General features: G+C 61.8%; 16 protein-coding genes. 7 read left to right on the top strand and 9 right to left on the bottom strand.

Annotated features, from left to right (window positions below):
* The first annotated feature begins 8 nt into the window (after positions 1 to 8).
* From CXR42_RS08120 to CXR42_RS08140, 5 genes are all read left to right on the top strand, one after another.
* Positions 9 to 3,980 (top strand): baseplate multidomain protein megatron, encoded by a 3,972-nt coding sequence (locus tag CXR42_RS08120; RefSeq protein ID WP_103256904.1) that lies wholly within the window; start codon positions 9 to 11, stop codon positions 3,978 to 3,980.
* A gap of 10 nt (positions 3,981 to 3,990) precedes the next feature.
* Positions 3,991 to 5,916, top strand: a complete 1,926-nt coding sequence (locus CXR42_RS08125; protein ID WP_103256905.1) for a DUF2793 domain-containing protein — start codon at positions 3,991 to 3,993, stop codon at positions 5,914 to 5,916.
* Between the two features lie 11 nt (positions 5,917 to 5,927).
* A complete protein-coding gene (locus tag CXR42_RS08130) occupies positions 5,928 to 6,236 on the top strand; it encodes a hypothetical protein (RefSeq protein WP_103256906.1) in 309 nt (102 codons plus the stop codon).
* A 75-nt stretch (positions 6,237 to 6,311) separates the two neighbouring features.
* A complete protein-coding gene (locus CXR42_RS08135) occupies positions 6,312 to 6,986 on the top strand; it encodes a YcbK family protein (protein WP_103256907.1) in 675 nt (224 codons plus the stop codon).
* Positions 6,983 to 7,228 carry a hypothetical protein gene (locus CXR42_RS08140; RefSeq protein ID WP_406622203.1) on the top strand — a complete coding sequence of 82 codons (246 nt, stop codon included), beginning with the start codon at positions 6,983 to 6,985 and terminating at the stop codon, positions 7,226 to 7,228. Before CXR42_RS08135 ends, CXR42_RS08140 begins: the two co-directional genes overlap by 4 nt.
* A gap of 353 nt (positions 7,229 to 7,581) precedes the next feature.
* Here the strand turns inward: CXR42_RS08140 and CXR42_RS08150 are convergent, their stop codons facing one another.
* From CXR42_RS08150 to CXR42_RS19300, 3 genes are all read right to left on the bottom strand, one after another.
* A complete protein-coding gene (locus CXR42_RS08150; RefSeq protein WP_245875367.1) occupies positions 7,582 to 8,865 on the bottom strand; it encodes an McrC family protein in 1,284 nt (427 codons plus the stop codon).
* A 32-nt stretch (positions 8,866 to 8,897) separates the two neighbouring features.
* Positions 8,898 to 11,663 carry an AAA family ATPase gene (locus CXR42_RS08155; RefSeq protein ID WP_219727926.1) on the bottom strand — a complete coding sequence of 922 codons (2,766 nt, stop codon included), beginning with the start codon at positions 11,661 to 11,663 and terminating at the stop codon, positions 8,898 to 8,900.
* Positions 11,664 to 12,194: 531 nt separating this feature from the next.
* Positions 12,195 to 15,158: a hypothetical protein gene (locus tag CXR42_RS19300; protein WP_180995992.1), complete on the bottom strand. Its 2,964-nt coding sequence runs from the start codon at positions 15,156 to 15,158 to the stop codon at positions 12,195 to 12,197.
* Between the two features lie 260 nt (positions 15,159 to 15,418).
* Here CXR42_RS19300 and CXR42_RS08165 point away from each other — a divergent pair, with 260 nt between their 5' ends.
* Complete coding sequence (locus CXR42_RS08165; protein WP_103256911.1) at positions 15,419 to 15,622, top strand: hypothetical protein; 204 nt, start codon at positions 15,419 to 15,421, stop codon at positions 15,620 to 15,622.
* Between the two features lie 107 nt (positions 15,623 to 15,729).
* Here the strand turns inward: CXR42_RS08165 and CXR42_RS08170 are convergent, their stop codons facing one another.
* From CXR42_RS08170 to CXR42_RS08190, 5 genes are all read right to left on the bottom strand, one after another.
* The gene (locus CXR42_RS08170; protein ID WP_103256912.1) at positions 15,730 to 16,716 is read right to left on the bottom strand and encodes a hypothetical protein; all 987 of its coding nucleotides are present in this window, start codon (positions 16,714 to 16,716) and stop codon (positions 15,730 to 15,732) included.
* 4 nt (positions 16,717 to 16,720) lie between these two features.
* Entirely contained in the window at positions 16,721 to 17,542 is an 822-nt protein-coding gene (locus CXR42_RS19305) for a hypothetical protein (protein WP_146038018.1), read from the bottom strand.
* Positions 17,543 to 17,590: 48 nt separating this feature from the next.
* Positions 17,591 to 18,385: a hypothetical protein gene (locus CXR42_RS08180; RefSeq protein WP_146038019.1), complete on the bottom strand. Its 795-nt coding sequence runs from the start codon at positions 18,383 to 18,385 to the stop codon at positions 17,591 to 17,593.
* A gap of 97 nt (positions 18,386 to 18,482) precedes the next feature.
* Positions 18,483 to 19,265 (bottom strand): hypothetical protein, encoded by a 783-nt coding sequence (locus CXR42_RS08185; RefSeq protein WP_103256915.1) that lies wholly within the window; start codon positions 19,263 to 19,265, stop codon positions 18,483 to 18,485.
* A 158-nt stretch (positions 19,266 to 19,423) separates the two neighbouring features.
* Entirely contained in the window at positions 19,424 to 19,609 is a 186-nt protein-coding gene (locus CXR42_RS08190; protein ID WP_219727927.1) for a hypothetical protein, read from the bottom strand.
* A 260-nt stretch (positions 19,610 to 19,869) separates the two neighbouring features.
* Between CXR42_RS08190 and CXR42_RS08195 the strand changes: the two genes are divergently transcribed.
* Entirely contained in the window at positions 19,870 to 21,141 is a 1,272-nt protein-coding gene (locus CXR42_RS08195) for a tyrosine-type recombinase/integrase (RefSeq protein WP_103256916.1), read from the top strand.
* 3 nt (positions 21,142 to 21,144) lie between these two features.
* Here CXR42_RS08195 and CXR42_RS08200 read toward each other — a convergent pair whose 3' ends face one another.
* Positions 21,145 to 21,747, bottom strand: coding sequence for a hypothetical protein (locus CXR42_RS08200; RefSeq protein ID WP_103256917.1), 603 nt, complete (start codon positions 21,745 to 21,747; stop codon positions 21,145 to 21,147).
* Positions 21,748 to 22,108: the final 361 nt, after the last annotated feature.

Consider the following 22,108-nt stretch of genomic DNA (forward strand, 5'->3'; position numbering starts at 1 on the left):
CCCCAGACATGGCAACTTTGGTTCTCGGTGCCGTCGGCTCCGCGATTGGCGGCGCATTTGGCGGGGCCATCCTCGGCTTTTCCGGCGCGGCCATCGGTGGCTTCATCGGATCCACCATCGGGTCGGTCGTCGACAACTGGATCGTGTCGTCGCTGGCCCCCGCCCAACGGATCGAGGGCGCGCGGCTGGACAGTCTGCGCATCACCTCCTCGACCGAAGGCGCGGTGATCCCGCGCCTGTTCGGCCGGATGCGGATCGGTGGCAATATCATCTGGGCCACAGATTTCCGCGAGGAGGTCAACACGACCAGCCAGGGCGGCGGCAAGGGCAGCGGGCCGAAGGTCACGACCACCGAATACCTCTACTTCGCCAGCTTTGCAGTCGCGTTGTGCGAAGGCGAGATCACCGGCATTGGCCGGGTCTGGGCCGACGGCAAGGCCATGGACATGACCGGCGTCACCTGGCGCTGGTATCCGGGGAACGAGGTGCAGGCACCTGACCCGTTCATTTCCGCCAAGATGGGCGCGGCCAACGCCCCAGCCTATCGCGGCACGGCCTATGTCGTCTTTGAGGAACTCGACCTCAGTGCCTTCGGCAACCGCCTGCCGCAGATCAGCTTCGAAGTGTTCCGGCCGCTCGCGGAACCCGAAACGGCCGAAGGGCTGGTAAAAGCGGTGACGATGATCCCGGCTTCGGGCGAGTTCACCTATGCGACCGCGCCGGTCAAGAAGACCACCGGTTCGGGCGGAGCAACCGTCGCCGAGAACCTGAATGCGATCACCGACACGGCCGACATCGTGGTGGCACTGGACCGGCTGCAATCTTTGGCCCCAGCGGTGGAAAGCGTGAGCCTCGTGGTGGCGTGGTTCGGTGATGATCTGCGGGCAGGGAACTGCAAGGTGCGGCCGGGCGTCGAGGTGGACACCAAAACGACGACGCCGTCGGCTTGGGTCGTAAACGGTGTCGCACGTGCGGACGCGTTTATGGTCAGCCGCGATGCTGAAGACCGTCCGGTCTATGGCGGCACCCCGGCCGACTTCGCCGTGGTGCAGGCTATTCAGGAGATGAAGGCGCGCGGGCTGCGCGTGACCTTCTATCCTTTCCTGCTGCTGGACGTGCCGCCTGGCAACACCAAGCCAAATCCCTACAGTGCCAATGTCGCCACCTCTGGCCAGCCGACCTTCCCCTGGCGGGGGCGGATCACCTGTTCCCCAGCGGCGGGCTTTGCCGGAACCGTCGACAAGACCGCGACGGCAGCGACGCAGGTTGCAGCCCTGTTCGGCACGGCAACGCCCGCCAACTTCAGCGTTTCCGGCACCCATGTCAGCTGGACCGGGCCAGTCGGCGAATGGTCGCTCCGCCGGATGATCCTGCACTACGCGCATCTCTGCAAAGCCGCCGGAGGCGTCGACGCCTTCCTGATCGGTTCGGAAATGCCCGGTCTCACTACCATCCGCTCGGGGGCCAGCACCTATCCCGCCGTCACTGCCTTCAAGTCGCTCGCCGCTGATGTGCGCGCGATCCTCGGCGCTGGGCCCAAGATCGGCTATGCCGCTGACTGGTCGGAGTACTTCGGCCACCACCCTACCGATGGGTCGGGCGACGTGTTCTTCCACCTCGACCCGCTCTGGTCGGACGCCAACATCAACTTCATCGGCATCGACAACTACATGCCGCTGTCGGATTGGCGCGACGGGTTCGATCATACCGATGCCGCACTGGCCCCTGCGATTTACGACCGGGACTATCTGCAATCGAACATCACCGGCGGCGAAGGCTTCGACTGGTTCTATGCCAGCGCCCTTGACCGGACGACGCAGTTCCGGACGCCGATCACTGACGGCGGTGTCGGCAAACCATGGGTCTTCCGCTTCAAGGATCTGCGCGCTTGGTGGCAAAACCCGCACTTCAACCGCCCGGGCGGCGTCGAGAGCGGCACGCCAACGGCATGGGTGCCGCAGTCGAAACCCGTCTGGTTCACTGAACTGGGTTGTCCGGCGATTGACCGCGGCACCAATCAGCCGAATGTGTTCTTCGATCCGAAGTCTTCCGAAAGCTTCACACCGTATTTCTCGCGCGGGTGGCGCGATGATGCGATCCAGCGGGCCTATCTGGAAGCCAGTTTTCTGTTCTGGGATCAGGCGGCCAACAACCCGGTGTCCTCCGTCTATGGAAACCGTATGGTCCATGTCCCCGAATGCGCCGCCTGGACATGGGATGCCCGGCCCTATCCGTTCTTCCCCGAACTGACCGATGTCTGGACAGACGGGCCGAACTGGCGGCTCGGGCACTGGCTGACCGGGCGGCTGGGCGCAGTATCACTGGCAGCACTGGTGCGCCACCTTTGTCTCCGCGCCGGAATGCCCGAGGAATTGATCGACGTCTCCGGCCTCTGGGGTGCGGTCGAGGGCTATGTGATCTCTGCGCTGGAAGCCCCGCGTGCATCGATTTCCACGCTGGCCCGGCACTTTGGCTTCGATGCGGTGGAGAGCGAGGGGCGCATCAAGTTCCTGATGCGCGGCCGAATTGCCGGTGCCACGATCACTCCGGATGGAATGGTGGCCCCCGCCTCTGCGCAGGGCGATGTGATGGAACTGACCCGGGCGCAGGAAACCGAATTGCCGCAGGCCTTGAAGTGGCAGGTCGCCCGCGCCGACGAGGACTATGACGCGGCACAGGTCGAGACGCGGCGCATTACGGTCGACACCACCCGCATCGCGTCCGAGTCCTTCCCGATGGCGATCCCGCCCGAAGAAGCCGAGCGCCGGTGCCGTCGCGCGCTGATGGAAGCATGGGTCGGTCGGGAAAGTGCCGCGTTCCGTTTACCGCCATCACGGCTGGCGCTGGATCCCTGCGATGTGATCCTGCTCGACCACGATGGCCGCCTGACGGAAATGCGCCTGGTGTCCATCGCGGACTCCGACCTGCGCAGCATCGATGCGGTGCGTCAGGACCGGGCGGTCTACGACCTACCACCCGGCGAACCCCGCCCTGCGTCCCTATCGACGCCAACGGTCTTCGGCGCACCAGACGTCGTGCTTCTCGACCTGCCACAACTGCGCGAAGACCAGCTTGCGCATCGGCCCATGGTCGCGGCGCATGCCAAACCATGGCCCGGCGAGATTGCCGTTTACCGAAGCGCCGCAACAGATGGTTTTGCCCTGCTGACCACCTTCAGCTCGCGGGCGCGCATGGGTGTGCTGGCGGCCGACTTTTATGCGGGGCCGGTGTCGCGCTTCGATCTTGGCAATGCGCTGGTGGTCGATCTCTATTCCGGCACGCTGGAGAGCGTCACGGACATCACGCTGCTGGGCGGCGCGAATGCGCTGGCCGTCGAGACCGGCGCAGGGCAGTGGGAGATCGTCCAAGCAGGATTTGCAGAACTTATCGCACCGGGGCGCTATCAGCTGACCCGATTGCTGCGTGGCCAGCGCGGCACGGAAGGTGCGGTCGCCGGAATGGTGGCAAGCGGCGCCCGCGTCGTTGTTCTCGACACAACCATTGCACCGTTGCCCATCAGCGAGGCCGATCTGGGTCTGCCATGGAACTGGCGTATCGGCCCAGCTTCCAAACCGGTCAGCGACGAGACCTTTGTTGCCGCAACCTTCACCCCAGAGGGCGCTGGGCTGCGGCCCTTCTCCGTCGCGCATGTCGAACAGCCGTGGCGTATCGCCCGCAGCCCCGGCGATCTGACGATCCGCTGGACCCGCCGGTCGCGATCCCTTGCCGCCAACACCTGGGGTGCGGGCGATGTGCCCTTGGCTGAGGACAGCGAGGCTTACGCGGTCGACATTCTGGACGGGTCAGTTGTCAAGCGATCCTTGACGACTGCCACGACCAGCGTCCTTTACACCGCCGCGCTGCAGACCACCGACTGGGGCGCGCCGCTTAGCCCCGGCCAATCCCTCGCCATCCGCATCTTCCAGCTCTCGGCCCTGATCGGTCGGGGCGCTGGGCGATCCGTGACCCTCAGCTTCTGAAAGCGCATCCATGTCCGACATCACCACCCATCTCCTGCTGCCCTATATCCTGGCCTCGCAGGCGCAAAAGCATGTCACCCATAACGAGGCCCTGCGCCTGCTGGACGCGATGGTGCAATTGTCGGTCCTCGACCGAACCCGCACGGCCCCACCCGCCAGCCCTGTCGACGGCGACCGGCACATCGTAGCCTCGGGCGCGACCGGTCTGTGGTCAGGTTGGGATTTGAACATCGCCTTCTGGGTCGATGGCGTCTGGATGCGGCTAGTGCCACGCCCGGGTTGGCTGGCGTGGATCGCCGAAGAACAAGCCTTTGTCGTCTGGACCGGCAGCGCATGGGATCCAGTCGGCGAACCGGTCGATGTGTCGGATGCCATCTTCAGCCTGGTGAACGACGCCGATCCGACCAAGAAGGCGCTGTTCTCGCTGTCCGGGATCTCCACCGGCACGACCCGGACCTTCACGCTGCCGAACACCTCGTCGGAACTGGCGATCCTCGCGGGCACCCAGACGTTTACAGGGAACAAGACCTTCTCCGGCACGCTGACCGCCTCCGGTACGGTCACAGTTTCGGCGGCGGCGGCCAACATCGGCACGGCGACAACGACCGCCACCTACGGCATGGGCACCGGGGCCACGAGCACCGGCGTCACCAAGACTGTGAACCTCGGCACCGGCGGCGCATCCGGATCGACCACGGTCGTCAACATCGGTTCCGCCACCGCAGGGTCGGGCGGCACGACCGTGGTGAACACCCCCACAGTCACCTTCGCCAATGCGGTGACGCAGGTCGGCATGCCGCAAGCCAACCTGACTGCGCAATTGCTGGGTCTCGGCGGGGCGACGGCCGACAGCTACAACCGGCTGTCAATGAACACCCCTGCGGTGCTGATCAACAATGCTGGCGCTGGGATCGAGGCGACAGTGAACAAGGCGGCGGCCGGGAACGACGCCGCCTTCGCCTTCAAGACCGGGTTCTCAGTTCGGGCGCTGATCGGGCTTCTCGGCAACGACGATTTCAGCTTCAAGGTCAGCCCGAACGGGTCGACCTTCTTTGACGCAATCCGGATCGACCGCACGTCGGGCCGGGTCGAACTGCCCGAGCCGGTCGTGTTGCCCGCCTTGGCCGCCGCCCCGGACCCACCGCCTGCAGGCAAGCTGGCCGTCTATGCCCGCGACCGCGCCGGGGCCGGGTGGCTCGATGTGCAGCGCCCCTCGGGCCGGTTCTTTCCGCTGCAGCCCCACTTTGGGGTCAACCGGATCGCGACATGGGCTCCGTCAACCAGCACCACCGTCAACACCAACGGCATGCCGCGCACGGCTGTCGGCACCGTGGCGACGCCAACGCTGACCACCACCGGTCTGGCCGACAGCATGCGGCGCTGGCGGGTGACCAGCGCGGCCACAGCCAGCGCCGCCGCCGAGGAACGATCCGCAGGCTGGGTCTGCTGGCGCGGCAATGCCGAGGGCTTGGGCGGGTGGAACTACGTCAGCCGCCTATCGCTGACCACGCTGCAGGCGACCGGGATGGGGTTCTTCGGGCTGTATGGTTCGGTTGCGGCGCTGGCGACCACCCTGACACTGGCCACGGTGCTGAACTGCATCGGCATCGGTTTCCAGCGCGGCACGCATTCCAACTGGCAGCTGGTGCACAATGATGGCGCGGGCACGCCGACGCTGATCGACCTTGGGGCCAGTTTCCCGGTGGCCAGCATGACCAACGTGCTGACGCTCTACATCGCCGCCGCGCCAAACGGGGCCGACATCGGCGTCCGGGTGGTCGAGGAGGTCAGCGGGGCGGCGGTCGAGTTCACCATCACCGCCGACATGCCCGCTGCCACCCAACTGCTCAGCCCGCGCAACTACATGAACAACGGCGCGACGGCGGCAGTCGTCGCCTACGACTGCGCAGGCGTCTACGTCGAGACAGATTATTGAGGGATATCAACATGACTGAACGCACCACCCTCCTGCAGGAAGTCGGCCAGGCCTTCCGCGACAATGGCCTGACCGCCGCCATCACCGCGCTGGTTGGCGGTTGCCTTGCCGTTGCCGCCACAGTGACGAGGAAGGCATTCACCAACGAGGCGATGCTGGAGCGCCTCGACCGCGAATTGCTCCTTGAGCGCGAGCGCATCGACAAACAGCGCGCCGAAGACCGCAAGGCCGATGCTGACCGGCTGGAACGCATCGAGACCGACATCCGCGCGATGCGGGACGTGATGTTCGAGGCCTTCCAGCGCGGCCGTACCGACTGACCATCACCTAAAGACCACCCCTGAACCTGTCCCCCACCCGCCCCCGAGGCGGGTTTTGCATTTCTGGAGACCATCATGCCGACCACGACCTATGCCCATTTCCGCGACGTGCCTGAATCCGCCTGGCGCTGGCCCAGCTTTTCCCCGGCCGAGATCGCCTGCCGCGGGACCGGGGCGATCAAGATCAACACCGAGGCGATGGACAAGCTGCAATCCCTGCGCAACCGTCTCGGCAAGCCGCTGATCGTTCGGTCGGGCTATCGCAGCCCCAGCCACAACCGCGCCGTGGGCGGGGCTCCGGCATCGAAACACATGCAGGGCGCAGCCTTCGACATCGCCATGGCGAACCACGATCCGGTGACCTTCGAGGCCGCCGCCCGTGCCGTCGGTTTCCTCGGCTTCGGCACCTATCCGCGTTCGGGCTTCATGCATATAGACCTCGGGCCCGCCCGGTCCTGGGGTGATCCCTTTCCGGCGCGGCCCGTGCCCTTCGCGCCGGAACTGACGCCTGCGCGCGAAGTTCTCTCGGAAAGCCGCACGCTGCGCGGTGGCGGGGCGGCCGGGGCCGCAACTGTGGGGGCCGCGGGCGTGGAGGTGCTGCAGGACGTTCTCGCCGAGACCCAGTCCACGATCCAGCCGCTGGTGCCCTATCTCGACACTTTGCGCTGGGTGCTGATCGTTATCGCGCTGATCGGCATCGGCATCACCATCCACGCCCGGCTCGACGACTGGAAACGGGGCCAGCGGTGATCGGGTGGCTCCTCACCCATGGCCCGGCGCGCAAGGCGCTGGGCCTCATCCTCGCCGCCGCAGCGATCTTGCTGTTCCTCCTGAACCTGCGCCGCGCCGGTGAACGCGCCGGGCGCGCGGCCGAACGCCTCGACGCCAGAGAGAGAAACGATGCCATCCACCGCCAGATGCTCGACGCCGCCGCCCGCCGCCCTCCTGATCGCGATTCTCTGGCTGACCGGCTGCGCGACGGGCGGTTCTGACACCCGCGCACCCTGCCCGCCCGTGGTGGAGTACACCAGCGCCGAGCAGGCCCGCGCGGCCGACGAGGCCGAGGAGCTTCCGGAAGGCGCCGTCATCATCAGGATGCTAGGCGACTACGCTGTGCTGCGCGACCAGGCGCGGGCGTGCCGGTGAAAGCCGGGCCGGACGAAGCCTGCCACGAGGCAAGCGCCAGACGCCTCGACCGCGGCGCATTGCCCCGCCCGGTTCATGGATTCACTCTGTCAACGAGCGGCAGAGATTCGCTGCTGGTCGATGATGGCAGATGCGATCCTTCCAGTCCCTTGCTGCGATGGGCACAATTGTGCACCTGCCTGGGGCGTGCCCTTTGCCCTCACGGTTCTGCGGGGGACATTTCTTCGATGTCAGTCAGGATCCGCCCACGAATGCGGTCCACCAGGTCGGCACCGGTGGAGATGTCGAAGCTAGCCGTTTCCAGCAAGGTTTCCTGACCTGTCACCCGGAACCGCGCGCGAATCCCCTCTTCGTCGCTCAGTCCCGCATGGTGTGGATAAAGCAGCGTCAGCCGCGGTGCCTTGTAGAGATGGGCATAGGCCATCATCTGGTAGACATCCGCTTGGGAGACCCCCTGCTTCGGATCGTCGATCCGGTCGGAAATCCGCTTCCACTTGGTGTCGATCACATGGGCGACCTGATCGCCAAGCTTGATGATGATATCGGGCTTGGTCTGGAAAACCGCACGTTCGTCATCGACCGACGTCAGACAAAACAGGCGGCCACCCTGCAGGGTCACGCGGAATTCGGACCCCGCCAGCGCCCGCGTCACCAGACGGCCGATGTATTCCTCGAACAGCGCATTCATCTCGAACAGCAGGGCCGATCCTTGCCCTGACCCAGCGCTGGTGGTCTGGTATCGGTTGCGCAGAAACAGCTGAGCCATTCCAAAGAGTTCCTGCCACGCGCTGTTCGTGCGGTCGATGACAACATCGTCCCACCGCAAGGCAGGGATCTGCACCTCCGCAACTTCGGCATAGACGAAAGCCAGTTCCCGCAGCCGCTGCACGTTCGTCGCATTGCGCGACATGCCCGCCAGATGCGCGATGGTCGCCTTCATGATGTGGTTGAGGGCGATATCTTCGGACAACTCATCATAGCGGCACGCCAGGCGGCCCGGGTTTGCGAGATGCCGGGTGAACTGGCGCGGGATATCCAGCGATCCCCGCAAGGTCGGCAGGTCGTCGTCGCGGAGGCTATAGCGCCGCGGCATTCCTCGGCGAACCGCCTCGGTCAGCTTGTCGCAGAAGATGCGGATCAGGATCTCCAGCAGCGTTTCGCGCTGCCAGTCGAGGTCGGTCATGCGCCCGGTCTCGACCTTGAGATTGAGGGCCACTGCGAGCATGTGCACAAGGCGCTTGCGGATCTCGCGCGTCTCTTGGGCCGAGCCTTCCTTCTCGCCGACGTCGATCTTCGGCAGGATTTCCAGCGTGCAGCCCGGCACCGCCAGAACGCCAACCACCCCGCGCGCCCGCAGGTCATGGCGCCGATCCTCGAGAACGCCATCGCCGCCACGCCCGGCGAAGGGAGATGCCTTGGCCAGTGTCACAAGGCGCTGGGCAAGATGCGGGGGAATGCATCCCTCCCCATCGCCATGGGGCACGGACTCCCATTCGCGAACGGAGTAGGCGGGCATCAGGCCGCGAACTCGGAGAAGTCGAACTGATCCTTCACCCGCCAGCGCAGTCGCTCGCCGCTGAAATCATCAGCGGCGATGCCCGGCGGCGCAGTCAGGCGGCGTGCCTCCAGAAACCGGGACGGGCCCTGCGGGCCATCGCCCAGAACGGCGGCGACCTTCGACCAATCCTCGTAGAAATACTCGGACAGGAGCGGAATGACCTTGTGCCGCATCACTCCCTCGACGGCCTCTCGCGCTTTGCAGCCGGTGAAATAGGCGTGTCCAATCTGGTGTTCGCGGTCGAACAGATACTCAATGCGGTCGTTGATCGTGGTCAGCAGCTTCTGGAGATTTATCCCGCCGACATTCGGGGACAGGACAGAGGGGTTCGGCATCAGTTCCTTGAAGGTGAACCGACGGCGCAAGGCCGTGTCCAGCAGCGCAATCGAGCGGTCGGCCGTATTCATGGTGCCGATGATGTGCAGATTGGGCGGCACCCCGAAGCGCTTCTTCGAATAGGGCAAGGTCAGCTGGATCCCGTCACGTCGCCCAAGGCGCTTGTCCGGCTCGAGGAGCGTGATCAGTTCGCCAAACACCTTCGAGATATTGGCCCGGTTGATCTCGTCGATGATCAGCACATAGTCACGCGCTGTATTGTCTGCCACAGCAGCACGCTTGCCGAAGACGATCTCTTCCAGCGCGTCCCAATCGATGAGGGACTGGTTGAGCTTGTATACGGAATGCCGCCTGAACGCGTTCGGGTAAAATCGGTTGCGATCGGTCCCGGCTTCGTCGCGCCAAATCCAATCGACGTTTCTTCTGTGGGGATGAAATTCCGCGCCCTCGTCGAAGTAATAATCGCCCTTGATCCTGCCAAATGCCTGGATGCGATCACGTCCGTCAGACACCACAACGTAGTCACCAATCTGCATGTCCGATCTGAACGAGTAGGTGACGACGATGTTGCCGTCATGGCCTGTCGCGTCTGTGTCTTTGCGAGACCGCCACTCGTTGTAAATCTGGTCGAAATCATCGAACCGTTCGTCGGACCAATCGATGTCCCCTCCCCAGCCCACATGGATCAATCCGTTCTCCAGACCGAAGCGTATCCTGTCCTCTTCCACTTGGCGGCGCCCGAGTGCCACTTTGAACACGCGCGCGGTCCTGTCGAGACGTGAGACGGCCCCTGCCTGCGAACTGTCGAGGCGCGCGCGTTCGCTGATCTTCTTGAACACCCCGTCGGTCGGCTTCAGACGGAAGCCCACAGCAGCGCCGAGCTCTTCCGGCCCCTCTCTGGCATCTTCGCCCGTACTTGGCTGAAGCCCTTCAACGAATTCCTCATATGACATGGACTGGTGGAAGGTGACGAACTCGATCCGCTCTTCCTTCATCAGGCTTTGGTACTCGCCCATCAGCTGGTCACGGTTCTCTTCGCCGGAGAGATCAGCAGCAACAGCGTCGCCCAAGCAGAGACGAACCGCCTCCCACGCCGTCTGGTAAGTCTTGCCGGTGCCGGGGGGCCCGTAGAGGATCAGGTTGGTCGTCTCGATCTGTAGGGCATGCGACATGGACGGGTTCTTCGCCTTTCCGTCCTTCGTCAGGACAAAGGTATACTCGGTCGTGGTGCTGCGCTCCGGCCCGGATCGCGTGGGCGCCGGGACCGAAGCAAGCTTCTGGAAAGCCTCTTTCTCCAACGCCTGGCAGACATTCGCCCAGTTTTTCACAAGGCCCGACATGTCGTGCAGGTCACCGGCGCGGATGGTTACCGAATGAAGTCCGGCTTCCCGTGCGGGAGCGATGAAGTAGTTGAGAGCCACGAGACGGGCGCGTTCCGCCCCGCGCATCAGATGTGTGTGCTGGTCGGGTAGCGGCAACGGCGTGTCATGCTGGTCGACGATGACGTAACCCGCCGCATGCAGTCTTGCGGCCGCGTCGCCCGGTTGGCTCCACCCGCCATTGAATGTGTTCGACGCCTTGCCCAAGAGGTAACCGACAATTGGCTTCGTCGGGAAGCGCTTGTCCTGCCGCGGGCGGCTGGACCGCACCCAAAAATCCTTCGGCTCGCCGAAACTCGAGAACACATCGGCATGTGCACCTGACCTGCGGAACTCTTCGTGGGCGTCCATCGCACCCTCGATCCGGTCGCGAGTGAAGGCGTCATCCTTGTCAGTGGCCCCCTTGCGAATGATCTGGAACCCGAGAGCCTCAAGTTTGGCGAACGATTGCGCCTCTTCGAAGCCGTTGAAGAATTCCTTCGCTGCGAGAGCGCGGCAATCGGGAAGATGCCCCAGGGCTGCTGCGACGGTGGCCTTCGCGGGATAGGGCTGATCCTTGCCTTCATCGCTGACCCAGACCTGTGGGCTGGCAAAGCCACCACGGGCAAGAAACGCCTTCAAGCCCAACTGATCGCATTCCTGCATTGCCGCCTCGACTTCCTCGCGGGTGAGGCGGTCGACCAATGCCTGGTGTTCTGCCTTGTCGGGCACATTGGACTGTTCGGTCAGGAAGGAATGGTACAGCTTCAGGGCCTGCTGGAGGCTGGCAAGACCCGTGCGCAAGACACCGTCGATGGGAACAGGCGAGGGATTGGGGCGTTCTGCCCTTTCATCCTCGGCGGTGTAGGCAAATCGGTTCAGGACGCTGTCCCGATCCTCTTGCGCGAACAACTCGTCCAGATCGCCGAGGTACTGTTCAACGCGTTTGGCACTACTCACGCGAGAGGAAGCGGTCGCATCCGTCTGCCCCTGCGCCATCAGCCAATTCCGGAAGTCGTCCTGCTTCATCGTTTGCCCGTTTATCTGCTTGCGAGGTGCTGATCCGAGGGCAAAATCCTTCGTCGTCAATTCACCGTCTAGAGAACTACGGGATGATGATGGCTGGAACCGGATGCGCACGCAACTGCGAGTTGCCTGAGACGATGGGCAGATGGATTTCGTTCCCCCCAAACGCAAAAAGCCCCCGCTTTTCAGGGGGGACTCGTCAAACGTTGAGGTGGCGTTGAGGTAAAACGCTGGTGTCTATACACAAGTGTTTTTGTCGGACTCCAAGTCTTTGTTATCCAACGGTAATTTGGTTGCGGGAGTAGGATTTGAACCTACGACCTTCAGGTTATGAGCCGTTACTGTGGCACAGGGATGGGATCAATGAAAACAGGAACTTATTGCGCAACCGTTTGTAATGTTTACCATATCCCATGACGCCTATCGAGTTTCGACGTTTTTCGAAGGGAGTTGGCAGCGCCTGACCGAAACCATCGGTTGACCAGGCGTTGACAAGCAGAGAACGCAACCGAGGCCACATAATCCAAACCCCCATCACGGCGCCGGTGCGGACGGCTTGAGAACCCAAGGCTGGCTGCGCTGCGTCAGGTTTACGCAGCGGTCCGCTGGCGCGAGGACGCCGGGTGCAAGCGGTCCACTGATACCGCAAACGCTGTCGAGAAGCCGCCTTTGATCCTCTGAAAGGCGTTCAAGGTCCAGAGTCGTTAGACTAGATCTAGCGGCCTGAAACGCTTGGCCGATCGCGGGGGGAACACTCTGGCCATAACCTGCCGATTGTTCCGCCAGGCGCATGACCTCACGAATACGCACATCGCTCTGGGACAAGAGACGTCGGACCCGATCCGACCTAGTGACCGCCGCACGCAATGCTGCACTGGAGTCCACTTCATCAAACGAAGTGAGTTCCTCGACTGCGGCAACAAGTTCTCCGTAGGCGGAAGCAAGCCCACTGGATGAAGACTCGGCCGCGTCAACAGACCGAACCGCATCGACTACCCGGCGTTCACGTGCCAGACTCTGTACCAATTCCAACTGTGCCTCGACAGCCAATGAAATTGCAGCGGCGATGTCTGTGGGCGCCTTGCGCAGTTCCTCTTCAGAAAGTTCCGACGAAGCAGCGGAAAGCTCGCGCGCAGTTGTTCGATTCCGCGTTTTCTGAAACACCGAAGCCGAATGGGACAGCCGTTGGAACTTCGCGGCTGCCAAAGCTGCTTCGATTGCAGATATTGCATCCAGCTCGGCTGCATCTGCACGCGCATGATCCAAAGGAAGCAATGCACCAAGTGCAGCGTTCGCCGAAGTTACCGCAGCCGCCCCGGGCTCAGCAGAAAGACGGCGGCTTGATGCAACCAAATCACTCAGACGTCGATCGCTCGCCTGCTGTGCGGCCAGCGCCGACTGGCCTGCGGACATCAACACCTTCTGTTCTTGAGATGCCAGAGACCGGTCTTCGGGAGTAAGTGCGGCGTATGTATTGGCGACATCATCAACGAGACGCGAAACCTCATTCGACCGCCATGCAGTAATGGCCTCAGCAAGGGCCTCCCACCGTCCCTGCCGGGTGAGGTTCTCACCTAGGTAAGCGTCAACTGATGCGAGCATCGTTTTCCTGTCAGAGCTTGATGCGTCTGACAATGCGAAGACACCAAAGGACTCCCGAAGTGCAGAGATCTGATCCACCGGAACTGCCTCCCCTTTCGCAATCATCGACGCAGCCGAAGCCAACTGGGCCCACTTCTGCTCACTTTCCTTCAGCGCGGCAGCACAGTCGGAAGAAGCAGAGACAGCACTGTCATGCACCGGAAGCATCCGGTCGCGATCAACATCCGTCAGTGCTGTTGACGCGGCAAGCAGTTCCCGGCAATTCGGCGCGGAATCCAAGGGCTTGGATATCCTCGATGCACCCTCCGCGAGGCGGGCTAGCCGTTCATCACTCGCCTGAGCTTGAATCGGGTCCAGTCTGGAAGCACCGTACCACTCGCTTGCCGCGAACGCTCCGCCCAGGAGGACTACACCTGCAATGACCGCTGCAGCGAGCGCCGGTCGTCCCGCGCGGATTGCGGCGACACCTGCGCTGCTCTGAGCAGCATCACCGTTCGTGTCGACGACTTCATCACCAGCTGGTGTGAGAACTCGCGGGCGAGTCTTTTCGCCCGGGAGCACAGGATCAGCCACCGCGGCGAAGATATCTTGCAACTCATCGACATGAGCAATTGCCCGCCACTCAAAGTTGCCTTTGTTCAGAAGTTCACGTGTCTGAGCATCCGAAGCGTCAAGGTTTGCCTTTGGGAAGATGAAGAGTGCGCCCGGAGGTGCAGAGCGAACGAGCAACCGGACCTTCTGCGGGAAATCATCGATCTCGACAACGGCACCCTGCCCGCCCCGCTCCAAAGTACCAGTGGCAACGACGTGTCTCTCCGCAAAGTCGTTGGAGAGACCATAGCGCGCTGACTTGTCGGCGATAGCTGCCGCCAAGGCGTAGCTGTTGCCGGAAAAGTCGCTTGGGTCCAGAGATGCACGCGTTGACTTCTCGGCACTCAATCCGTCCATCTCGCGGTGGCGCGCCTCAGATATGAACCTCTGGTAAGCATTCCGTCGCGTCGGTTCTGGAAACGTCGATCCAAATGTTATTACTTCACCTAGGGACGGAATAACTTGCGTCTTGACGACACCAAAATCGCTCTCCTCTTCTGACGAGGCTGATACGATGGGGAACAGGACGACGCCCTTGGCAGGGGATGGAATTGGAGATCTGCGACGCCCGTTCAGGACCGGTGCCGGTTGAACTACTTGTGGCCGGGCGGAAAGCTGGTTTTGAACAACCTCAGCAACGAGCCCGGCAATCTCATCCTTATCCGTTTTCGACAGCCCTGGTTGCGCTTGCTTGGCATGCGAAAGCAATTCCTGCATCATGGAGAGCATTGCTGCAACATCCTTCGGTACAGAGCCAGCATCCGCGCCCTTATTCATGTATTTTTCAGCTGTAATGATCAGTTTTTCATCTGAACTGATCAATGCAGAAAGCTTCCTAAGAACTTCAATTCCTGAAGTGCTACCAACCATTTCGAGGAACGAAACGGTTGCGTTCACTTCCTCAAGAACTTCCTCTTGCGTTGGAGGAAGGAAGGGATTGTGTTCTAAGTAATTTCTCTTTTCGATCCTCTCACTTGCAAGCTTGAGCAACTCATCTTTTTTTGGCGCAAATTCCGATAGAAATGTTTTGTTTACCAGTTGCTGCAGAAGCACCATGGCCTGATTGTGATCACAATTGAAGCCATGCTCGGTAAACTGAAGTATCAGTTTCTTCCTCTGTGATCCATCGCGGGACTCCTTAGTAGTATTATCCCAAATTTTGGCGACTGTGTTTAGCCGCTGAAGCCAACCGTTTCCCCAGTTGTGCCTCAAGATCGACCTTATACTCAGTGAGAGCTCGAGCAGAGCAACAGCTCGGACCTCTGCAAGAATCCCGTTCGGTCCAATAGGAATGCTATCACTCACGATTTTCCGAGGCCTCTCTAGTTTCCCAAATAGTACTATTGCAGCTCCAGGCGCAGGGTGTGCCCCTTGAGCCTTTCTGCAGGAGCCTCGGACTGTTCTGTCCAAGCCCCGCCGAAACACCCCTGATCATCAGGCACGCCCGACGCCCAGATAAGGCCACCGCTGTCCCGCAGTGTCACAACAGTCCTTGGAGGGAGAGTCGCCAAGTATGTCGATTCCAGTTGGCACAAGATCGACCATTCTGCACCCGGAAGATTGTCGTGAAAGACTACGACAGAAAATCCCTTGCCCTCGACCTGCTGTACGTCGTCGCCGTCACCAGACGCCGCCAGTCTGCGCTCCGAGTAGCCGAGGCCAGCGCCCGCGAAAGCCTCAGCGAGCTCTCGCCGGACCTCCCGGCGCACAGCCAGAAAATGATCTCGTGCATCAGGCGACGACCACAGAACCAATCGTTCATCGACTGACAAGGGCGGGTTTCCAGCCAGAGCGGACCTAATCCGCTCATCTGTGAATGAACCTTCTGCCGAGTCTTGGCCGCGCAGGATATCTGCAAAGAGTTTCGATCGTTTGTTCATAGGATTTGTGGCCCCAGAAGTTTGTACCGCAGCGTCTTGTCGAAGCACTCGCGGATCGCCGCAGCACCCAGTTCGTATCGGTTGTTGAAGGTCGCTCGACCAATCCCTTTTCGGGTCATATAGGCCGCCTTTTTTTCGCCGTTCGCCTCATCAAGACCTGCATCCACGGCCAGCACTTCGAACAGTTCCGGCTCCTTCTTGCGAAGCTGTTCGAGGCAGAAGTTCCCGGTCAGGTCGCGAACAAGGGCCTCTTCATTCTCCATCGCAAGCGTCGTCAGCGCATTGGCATACTCTGCAGCGGCCTTATCCTGGCATTCCGGCAGGAACTCTTCGAAATAGGCCCAAAGGCCCGCCAGCGTGCGGTTCGGAATGTTCTTGTTGCCTTCGTACTGCACCTTCAGCTTCTCGAAGACCGCAAGCACGTGCTCATCCGATCCGCGCAGAGCAAGCGGCGTGTTGGCGTTTTCAGGCGCTGTCGCAATGGTGTCGCTCACCCTCTTCACCGCCTCCCAGGTCTTCAGCCGGTGGGCCGAGCCCGGGCTTGCCTCGCGCCGAGCTTCTTCCAGGAACTGGCGCAGCGCCTGCCCAAGTGCTTGTTCGGCCCGTACGCTGCGGTTCGTCGTTCCCCGGATGATGGCAGCATCCCTCGCCAGCGCGGTTACCAAGGGTTCCGTATCGCCGAACAACGGCAAGGCGTAGGCCCACATGCCGCTGCTTAAGTTGAAGCGAACGGTTGGCTCGTCGTCCACCCTCGCCTCCTCGATGACCGCAAGCATGGCGCTCACGCGGTTTTCGACGATGGTGCCGAGTTCGGCCACAAGGGACGCTGCGAAGTAGCGGGCTGAAGCAATCTCGTCGCAACCCGGCGTCAGCAATGCTTCGCGGAAGGCGGGGAGCAGCTGGACGGCGAGACTCACGATCTGGCCGCGCAGCCGCGGCCAGCCGTAAGGTCCGTACCAGTGGGTTTCGTCGTAATGGCTCATGGCTTCACGTGCGAATGCCGAAGCGTTCGGGGGAAATCGCTTTGGGCGCACGGTCGCCAGGCTCAAGCAGACGCAACTCGACTTGCGTGCCCTTCATGGCATCCTCTCTGTTCCCAAAACAGGTCAGAAAAATGGAGATGTCATAAACGCCTTGGACCAAGTCGACGTCCGTCTGCTTGCTGACATCGAATGGGAGGTACTCCGTGGGTCTTCCAGGTATGCGCACGGTGCGAGTGAAATCAACGGCACCTTTTGGACGAGCTTCAATGTCAAGTACAGGCTCTTCACTTATTGCCAATACAGACCGGCACATAGCAGGACCAAACTCTCCTCCATTCCGAAAGAGGTTCAGAACAAATGTATGTTTTCCATCGTTTATGACGTTGAAAACGCCAGACCATCTAACTTGCAAGCTGTTCTCAGATTGGACGTATCTCGAGAGTTCGGCCTGTTGTGACAAGGCTCCCCACTTGAACGATGTAGGAGCTTTCACAGTTGTACTGGCAACCGGGCTGTTCTGCGGAGCAGAGGGGATGTCCTGCTTAGCCTCATAGATTAGGGATAGTTCTTGTTCGGAGAGTGGAAGGAGGAAGACATCCAAATAGAGCCCACCCCAACTGTACCCAGTTTCTGGCGCTGCCGCAGCGAGCGCATCGGAAGACGTGGTTGCTTGCTGCGCTTTCAGCAGTTCAAGAATTGCAGAGATGTTTCCCTCGACCGCGCGAAGTCGCTGGTCAAGTTCTGCGTTGGTTGGTTCGGCGACGGCGGGGAGGGACAGGCAGCAGGCGATTGCTGCGGAGGAGAGGAGGAAGCGGGGAACTCGCATGATAGGGTTTCCTGTGTTTGAATGTGGGGACTTCGGTCGCGCACCAGATCAGGGCTGCACCCCGAACCGCTCCGGCGAGATCGGCTTCGGGGCACGGTCACCTGGAGCTGCGATGGAGACTTCAGTTGAAACTACTTGCATGGCGTTTTCGCGATTATTGACGCACGTGGTCCAAAGTGAGAAATCATAGAGGCCAGTTGTGAGATCTTGAGTGGTCTGAGCTACGTCGATCTGCTCGTCGTTGTCGCCACGATAGTCCCCCTTGGCGTCCGCAATAATCTTTCCGCTCAGTCGGAGTACGGAGCGGCATGATCCAACAGACTTGCTTCCTTTCTTCAGTTGAATTGAGATTGTGTGAGGCCCCTCTTCCTCAATCTCAATGACCCCCGACCATTGGACGCCGACCAAGGCATCTGCCTTGCTAAACTGCGATAGCGTGGCTTCTTCAGAAAATGCACCGAACGAGAAGGCACCACCTACTTTCGAAATAGCACTTCCTGACGGCACGCCCATTGGTCCATCAGGAAGCTTCCCCGGATTGTAGAACATATCAGTGTACTCATTGTTTGAGAAAGTTCTTGTGAACACGTCTAGATAGAGCGCGCCCATTTGATATCCCGCTGGAACTGCGGCAGGCGCTTCGGCACTATCGTTCGAAGGTGCTACGGCCGGAGAAGTCCCAGTTGCCTGCTGTTCTTGCAGCAACTCCAGAATTGACTGCATGGTATTTTCCATGGCGCGCATCCGCATGTCGAGTTCTTCAATGGTCGGCTCGGCCATGGCCGTGGTCGCAGTCAGCATCGCGGCAATCGAAGCAGTCAGTCGGGCAGGACGGTTCAGCATGATAAAATCGGCTCCATGTTGGTTCTGTTTGTGGCCTTTCGGATGCCCGCAAGCATCCGAAAGAATCGCTGTTGTTTGAGGCAAGCTAGCAAGGCGATCACTGTTTCAGGAAGTCCTCGAACGCTTGCTGACCCTCTGCGGCCACAGGTTTCTGCGTCGAGTCGGCCATCAGATCACGCGTTGTGCGGATCAGCTGGTCGCTTTGCGAAATCCCCTCGACACTGCCCTCGATGACGCCATCGATCATGGTCAGGTTCTCGGAGAACTCGCCCAGCGTCTGGTTCGCCCGAACCAGCTGCAGCTGCGCCGGGATGACCCGTTTCGCGAGCGTGATCTGCCCGGCCTGGATCATCAGTTCGTCCAGCCGCGCTTGCAGCTTGGTCCGCAGGTCACGCGCCGAGGTGAGGCTCTGTTCCAGCACGGTCTTTTCCTGGAACAGCAGGGCAAGCTGCGCCTTGAAGCTGGCCAGATCGGGATAAGTCCGCCCGGCGAACTCGATCCCGCGGGGCGCTTCGCCCACCGGCGCAAGGGTGCTTTCGCGCGCCTTGTAGGCGGCCCGGCCCTGCTCGAGGAACAGGGTATTCTTGCCGACCAGCTCCTCCTGCTCGGCGACGAGGGTGTCGAGGCGGTCAACCTCGCTGCGGATGGCCCTGATGGAGGATGCGACTTCCTTTTCCAGTCGGGACAGTTCGGTGAAGCGGCTGTTCAGGCAACCCTCGGGGTTCGCCTCACAGGAGTCGGCCGTCCAGCCGAAGCCGATGTCGCGGACGAGGGTCTCGATCTTGTCGGCGGCGTTCGGGGCGGTGACGGTCAGCGCGGCGTAGCCGATGGTGGCGGTCGTCAACGCGCCGACGGTGGTGAGCAGTGTACGGATGATCATGTCTGTTTCTCTCTGTTGTTCGGTTGGGTTGGTGTCTTCACCAGGTTTCTTGGGGGGAGGTTTTCGGACTTGGTGCGTCGGTGGTGAATTTTTCTTTGGGGAGCTTTTTTGGGGCGGCGGTGCGGCCCGGAACAGCGCGCGCACCGCCAGATCATTGATCAGACGGTCGGCCCTCCCTCGGTATTGGATTGCTGCGCAACTTCGGCCTTCATGAAGGCGAGGAACACGATGGCAATCGGGAACAGGCCGCACAGGATGAACCACAGGAAGACGTTTTTCCCTTTGGCCGATGCCATGAAGCCGCCGATGAGCCCGGCGACGAGTGCGATGACGATGAAGATCATTTTCTACCTCTCTGGCGCCCCAGTGGCGCACGAGGGTCCTTGGAGGGATAACTTTGGAGGTGGGTTGAGAAAGAGAAGAATTCTTTGGGTGGCGGCGTGCAGCTCAACACTCAAAGGCGGTAACTTATTGATTTCTTGAGGCGGAACGCCTCACCCCGCCCCAGTTCCACCTTCCGCCTGTATTCCGGTCCCGCCCTCGTGGTCCGACTTGATAGTGGCGCGGGTCTAAGCCTGTGTCGTCGGGCAAGGAGGCGAGATGGATGGTCAAGAGACTGAAACTGAATGAGAAAACCCTGCGCGAGGCGGAGCCCAAGCCCGGCGTCAGCTATCAGATCTTCGACACGGAGGTGATCGGCTTCGCCGCCCGTGTGCAAGCCTCGGGCGCGCGAACCTTTACCATCGACTACCGGCATGCCGGGCGGCAGCGGCGGATGACCATCGGGCGCTGGCCGGAGTGGAGCGTCACGGCCGCCCGCGAACGCGCCAAGGAACTGCGGCGCGCCATCGACGAGGGGCAGGATCCTCTGGCGGCGCGGGATGAGTGGCGCGGGGCGCCGCGGGTCACCGACATGATCGACCGCTACATCGCCGAGCATCTGCCGAAACTGGCCAAGACCAACGCGGGCGACCAGGTCTCGATGCTGAAGAAGATGGTCGAACCGGCCTGGGGGAACCGGCTGGTGACGGAGATCACCAAATCTGACGTCGCGAGGTTCCTCGACTTCGTGGCCGAGGGGCGGCCCCGCCCCTGCAAGGCGAAGCCCAACAACCGGGCCCGCAAACTGCAGGGCCACAAGCCCACCCCGATCCGCGCCAACCGCATGGGTGAGGTGCTGCGCAAGATGTTCACGCTCGCCATGGAATGGGAATGGCGGACGGACAACCCCGCGCAGGGGTTCCATCGTCGCATCGAACATGCCCGCGAGCGCTTCCTGTCGCCCGAAGAGCTGACACGGCTGGCGGCCGTGCTGGATGGCGCCGAGGATCAGCGCGCCGCGGCGATCATCCGCATGTGCATGTTGACCGGCGCGCGGGTGGGCGAGGTTCGCACCGCGCGGTTCGAACAGTTCAACCTCGACTATGCCATCTGGTCGAAACCCGCCTCGACCACCAAGCAGCGCAAGATCCACCGCGTCCCGATTTCGCAGGATGTGGCTGCCATCGTGCGGTTGCGTCAGCAGGCGGTGCCGAGCGGCAATCCGTGGCTGTTCCCCGGCGACACCGTCGGCCAGCCCGTGCGGGAAATCCGCCGCTTCTGGGCCAAGGTGCAGAAGGACGCCCGGCTGGCCGACGTCCGCATCCATGACCTGCGCCACACCTTCGCCTCGCTCTTGGTCAGCGGCGGCGCGTCTCTGGAAATGATCGGTAAGTTGCTGGGCCACAGCCAGATGCAGACGACCCAGCGTTATGCGCACCTGATGGATTCCCCCCTGCGCGCGGGCGTCGACACGGTGGCCAGCCTCCTGCGCCCGCGGCCGCGCCTTGTGCATGACGCGGCGCAGGAGGGGACCGACCTACCGAAATCGGCCTGAACCTTACGCGGCATCCTCGCCGCGCAACCTGCGCCAGAGCGAGGACAGCCGCTTGCGGATGGTGCTTTCATCCGGCACCTCGCCCGACTTCGAGTTCTGGACGAACCAGTCCTGCACCAGTGAAACCAGCGCGGACTGGGTATCGGGCACCCCCTTTTCGAACAGGAACCACGTCAGCCACGCATACATCGCGTCCCAATCATATCGCGGGCTGGCGCCGATAGTGGAGGCCGGGCGCCGTAGCAGATCGCGCTCCTCCTCGAAGGCTTGCAGCGTTCCGGAATCCAGCAGCAGGTCGGAGGATCGGACCAACAAGCCCTCGGCCGGATTGGTGATCGTGAGCCACGTCTTACTGCCGAGCGGCATGACCCGCCTGAGCGGCGCCTGCTCGTCGCTCGGGCCCATCCGCCGGAACATCCCCATCAGTTCCGCCATCGGCACTTGAACCATACCGGCCACCGTTTCGTCACCGCAGAGGACGGGAGGAATGCCCGCCACGACATGCAGATGCCCTGCCGCTGCCCAGCCCGCTACATCGGCCGGAGGGCAACCCCAGCGCACGGCGATTTCGTAGATCGAGAAAAATGCGACAGGCGGCAGAGGCATTGGGAAACTCCTTTCAGACATGCGGCATCCTTCGGCCGGGGCCGTCGGCATGCAGGTTACAAATGACCCGCCGTGCCGAGCACGTGGGCTGACTCAGGGTTCAGAGCACGTCGTCGAGGAAAACTGCCTGTAAGCCAGAGGCACACCGTGACCGGCGTGCGCATCCGACTGCGTTCGTCTTTTCGATTCTTATGGACTGCTCAACGGCGAATCTACTCAGCCGCTGGGCGAGTCTGCAACAGGTATCCCGTGCGCTTCGACCATCGTCGGTGGGTTTCTGTGGATATCGTCGAACGCCTGCGGAACGCGACCGGAACATCCCATTCCGGCAGTTCCGCCCCCGGCAGAACCGGTGAGTCCG

It is taken from the genome of Tabrizicola aquatica (assembly GCF_002900975.1).
GTDB lineage: Bacteria > Pseudomonadota > Alphaproteobacteria > Rhodobacterales > Rhodobacteraceae > Tabrizicola > Tabrizicola aquatica.

Excerpts from the sequence above, each read along its gene's own strand:
- CXR42_RS08120 (WP_103256904.1), top strand. The coding sequence starts at position 9 with ATGGCAACTTTGGTTCTCGGTGCCGTCGGCTCCGCGATTGGCGGCGCA.
- CXR42_RS08125 (WP_103256905.1), top strand. The coding sequence starts at position 3,991 with ATGTCCGACATCACCACCCATCTCCTGCTGCCCTATATCCTGGCCTCG.
- CXR42_RS08130 (WP_103256906.1), top strand. The coding sequence starts at position 5,928 with ATGACTGAACGCACCACCCTCCTGCAGGAAGTCGGCCAGGCCTTCCGC.
- CXR42_RS08135 (WP_103256907.1), top strand. The coding sequence starts at position 6,312 with ATGCCGACCACGACCTATGCCCATTTCCGCGACGTGCCTGAATCCGCC.
- CXR42_RS08155 (WP_219727926.1), bottom strand. The coding sequence starts at position 11,663 with ATGAAGCAGGACGACTTCCGGAATTGGCTGATGGCGCAGGGGCAGACG.
- CXR42_RS08170 (WP_103256912.1), bottom strand. The coding sequence starts at position 16,716 with ATGAGCCATTACGACGAAACCCACTGGTACGGACCTTACGGCTGGCCG.
- CXR42_RS19305 (WP_146038018.1), bottom strand. The coding sequence starts at position 17,542 with ATGCGAGTTCCCCGCTTCCTCCTCTCCTCCGCAGCAATCGCCTGCTGC.
- CXR42_RS08180 (WP_146038019.1), bottom strand. The coding sequence starts at position 18,385 with ATGCTGAACCGTCCTGCCCGACTGACTGCTTCGATTGCCGCGATGCTG.
- CXR42_RS08185 (WP_103256915.1), bottom strand. The coding sequence starts at position 19,265 with ATGATCATCCGTACACTGCTCACCACCGTCGGCGCGTTGACGACCGCC.
- CXR42_RS08190 (WP_219727927.1), bottom strand. The coding sequence starts at position 19,609 with ATGATCTTCATCGTCATCGCACTCGTCGCCGGGCTCATCGGCGGCTTC.
- CXR42_RS08195 (WP_103256916.1), top strand. The coding sequence starts at position 19,870 with ATGGTCAAGAGACTGAAACTGAATGAGAAAACCCTGCGCGAGGCGGAG.
- CXR42_RS08200 (WP_103256917.1), bottom strand. The coding sequence starts at position 21,747 with ATGCCTCTGCCGCCTGTCGCATTTTTCTCGATCTACGAAATCGCCGTG.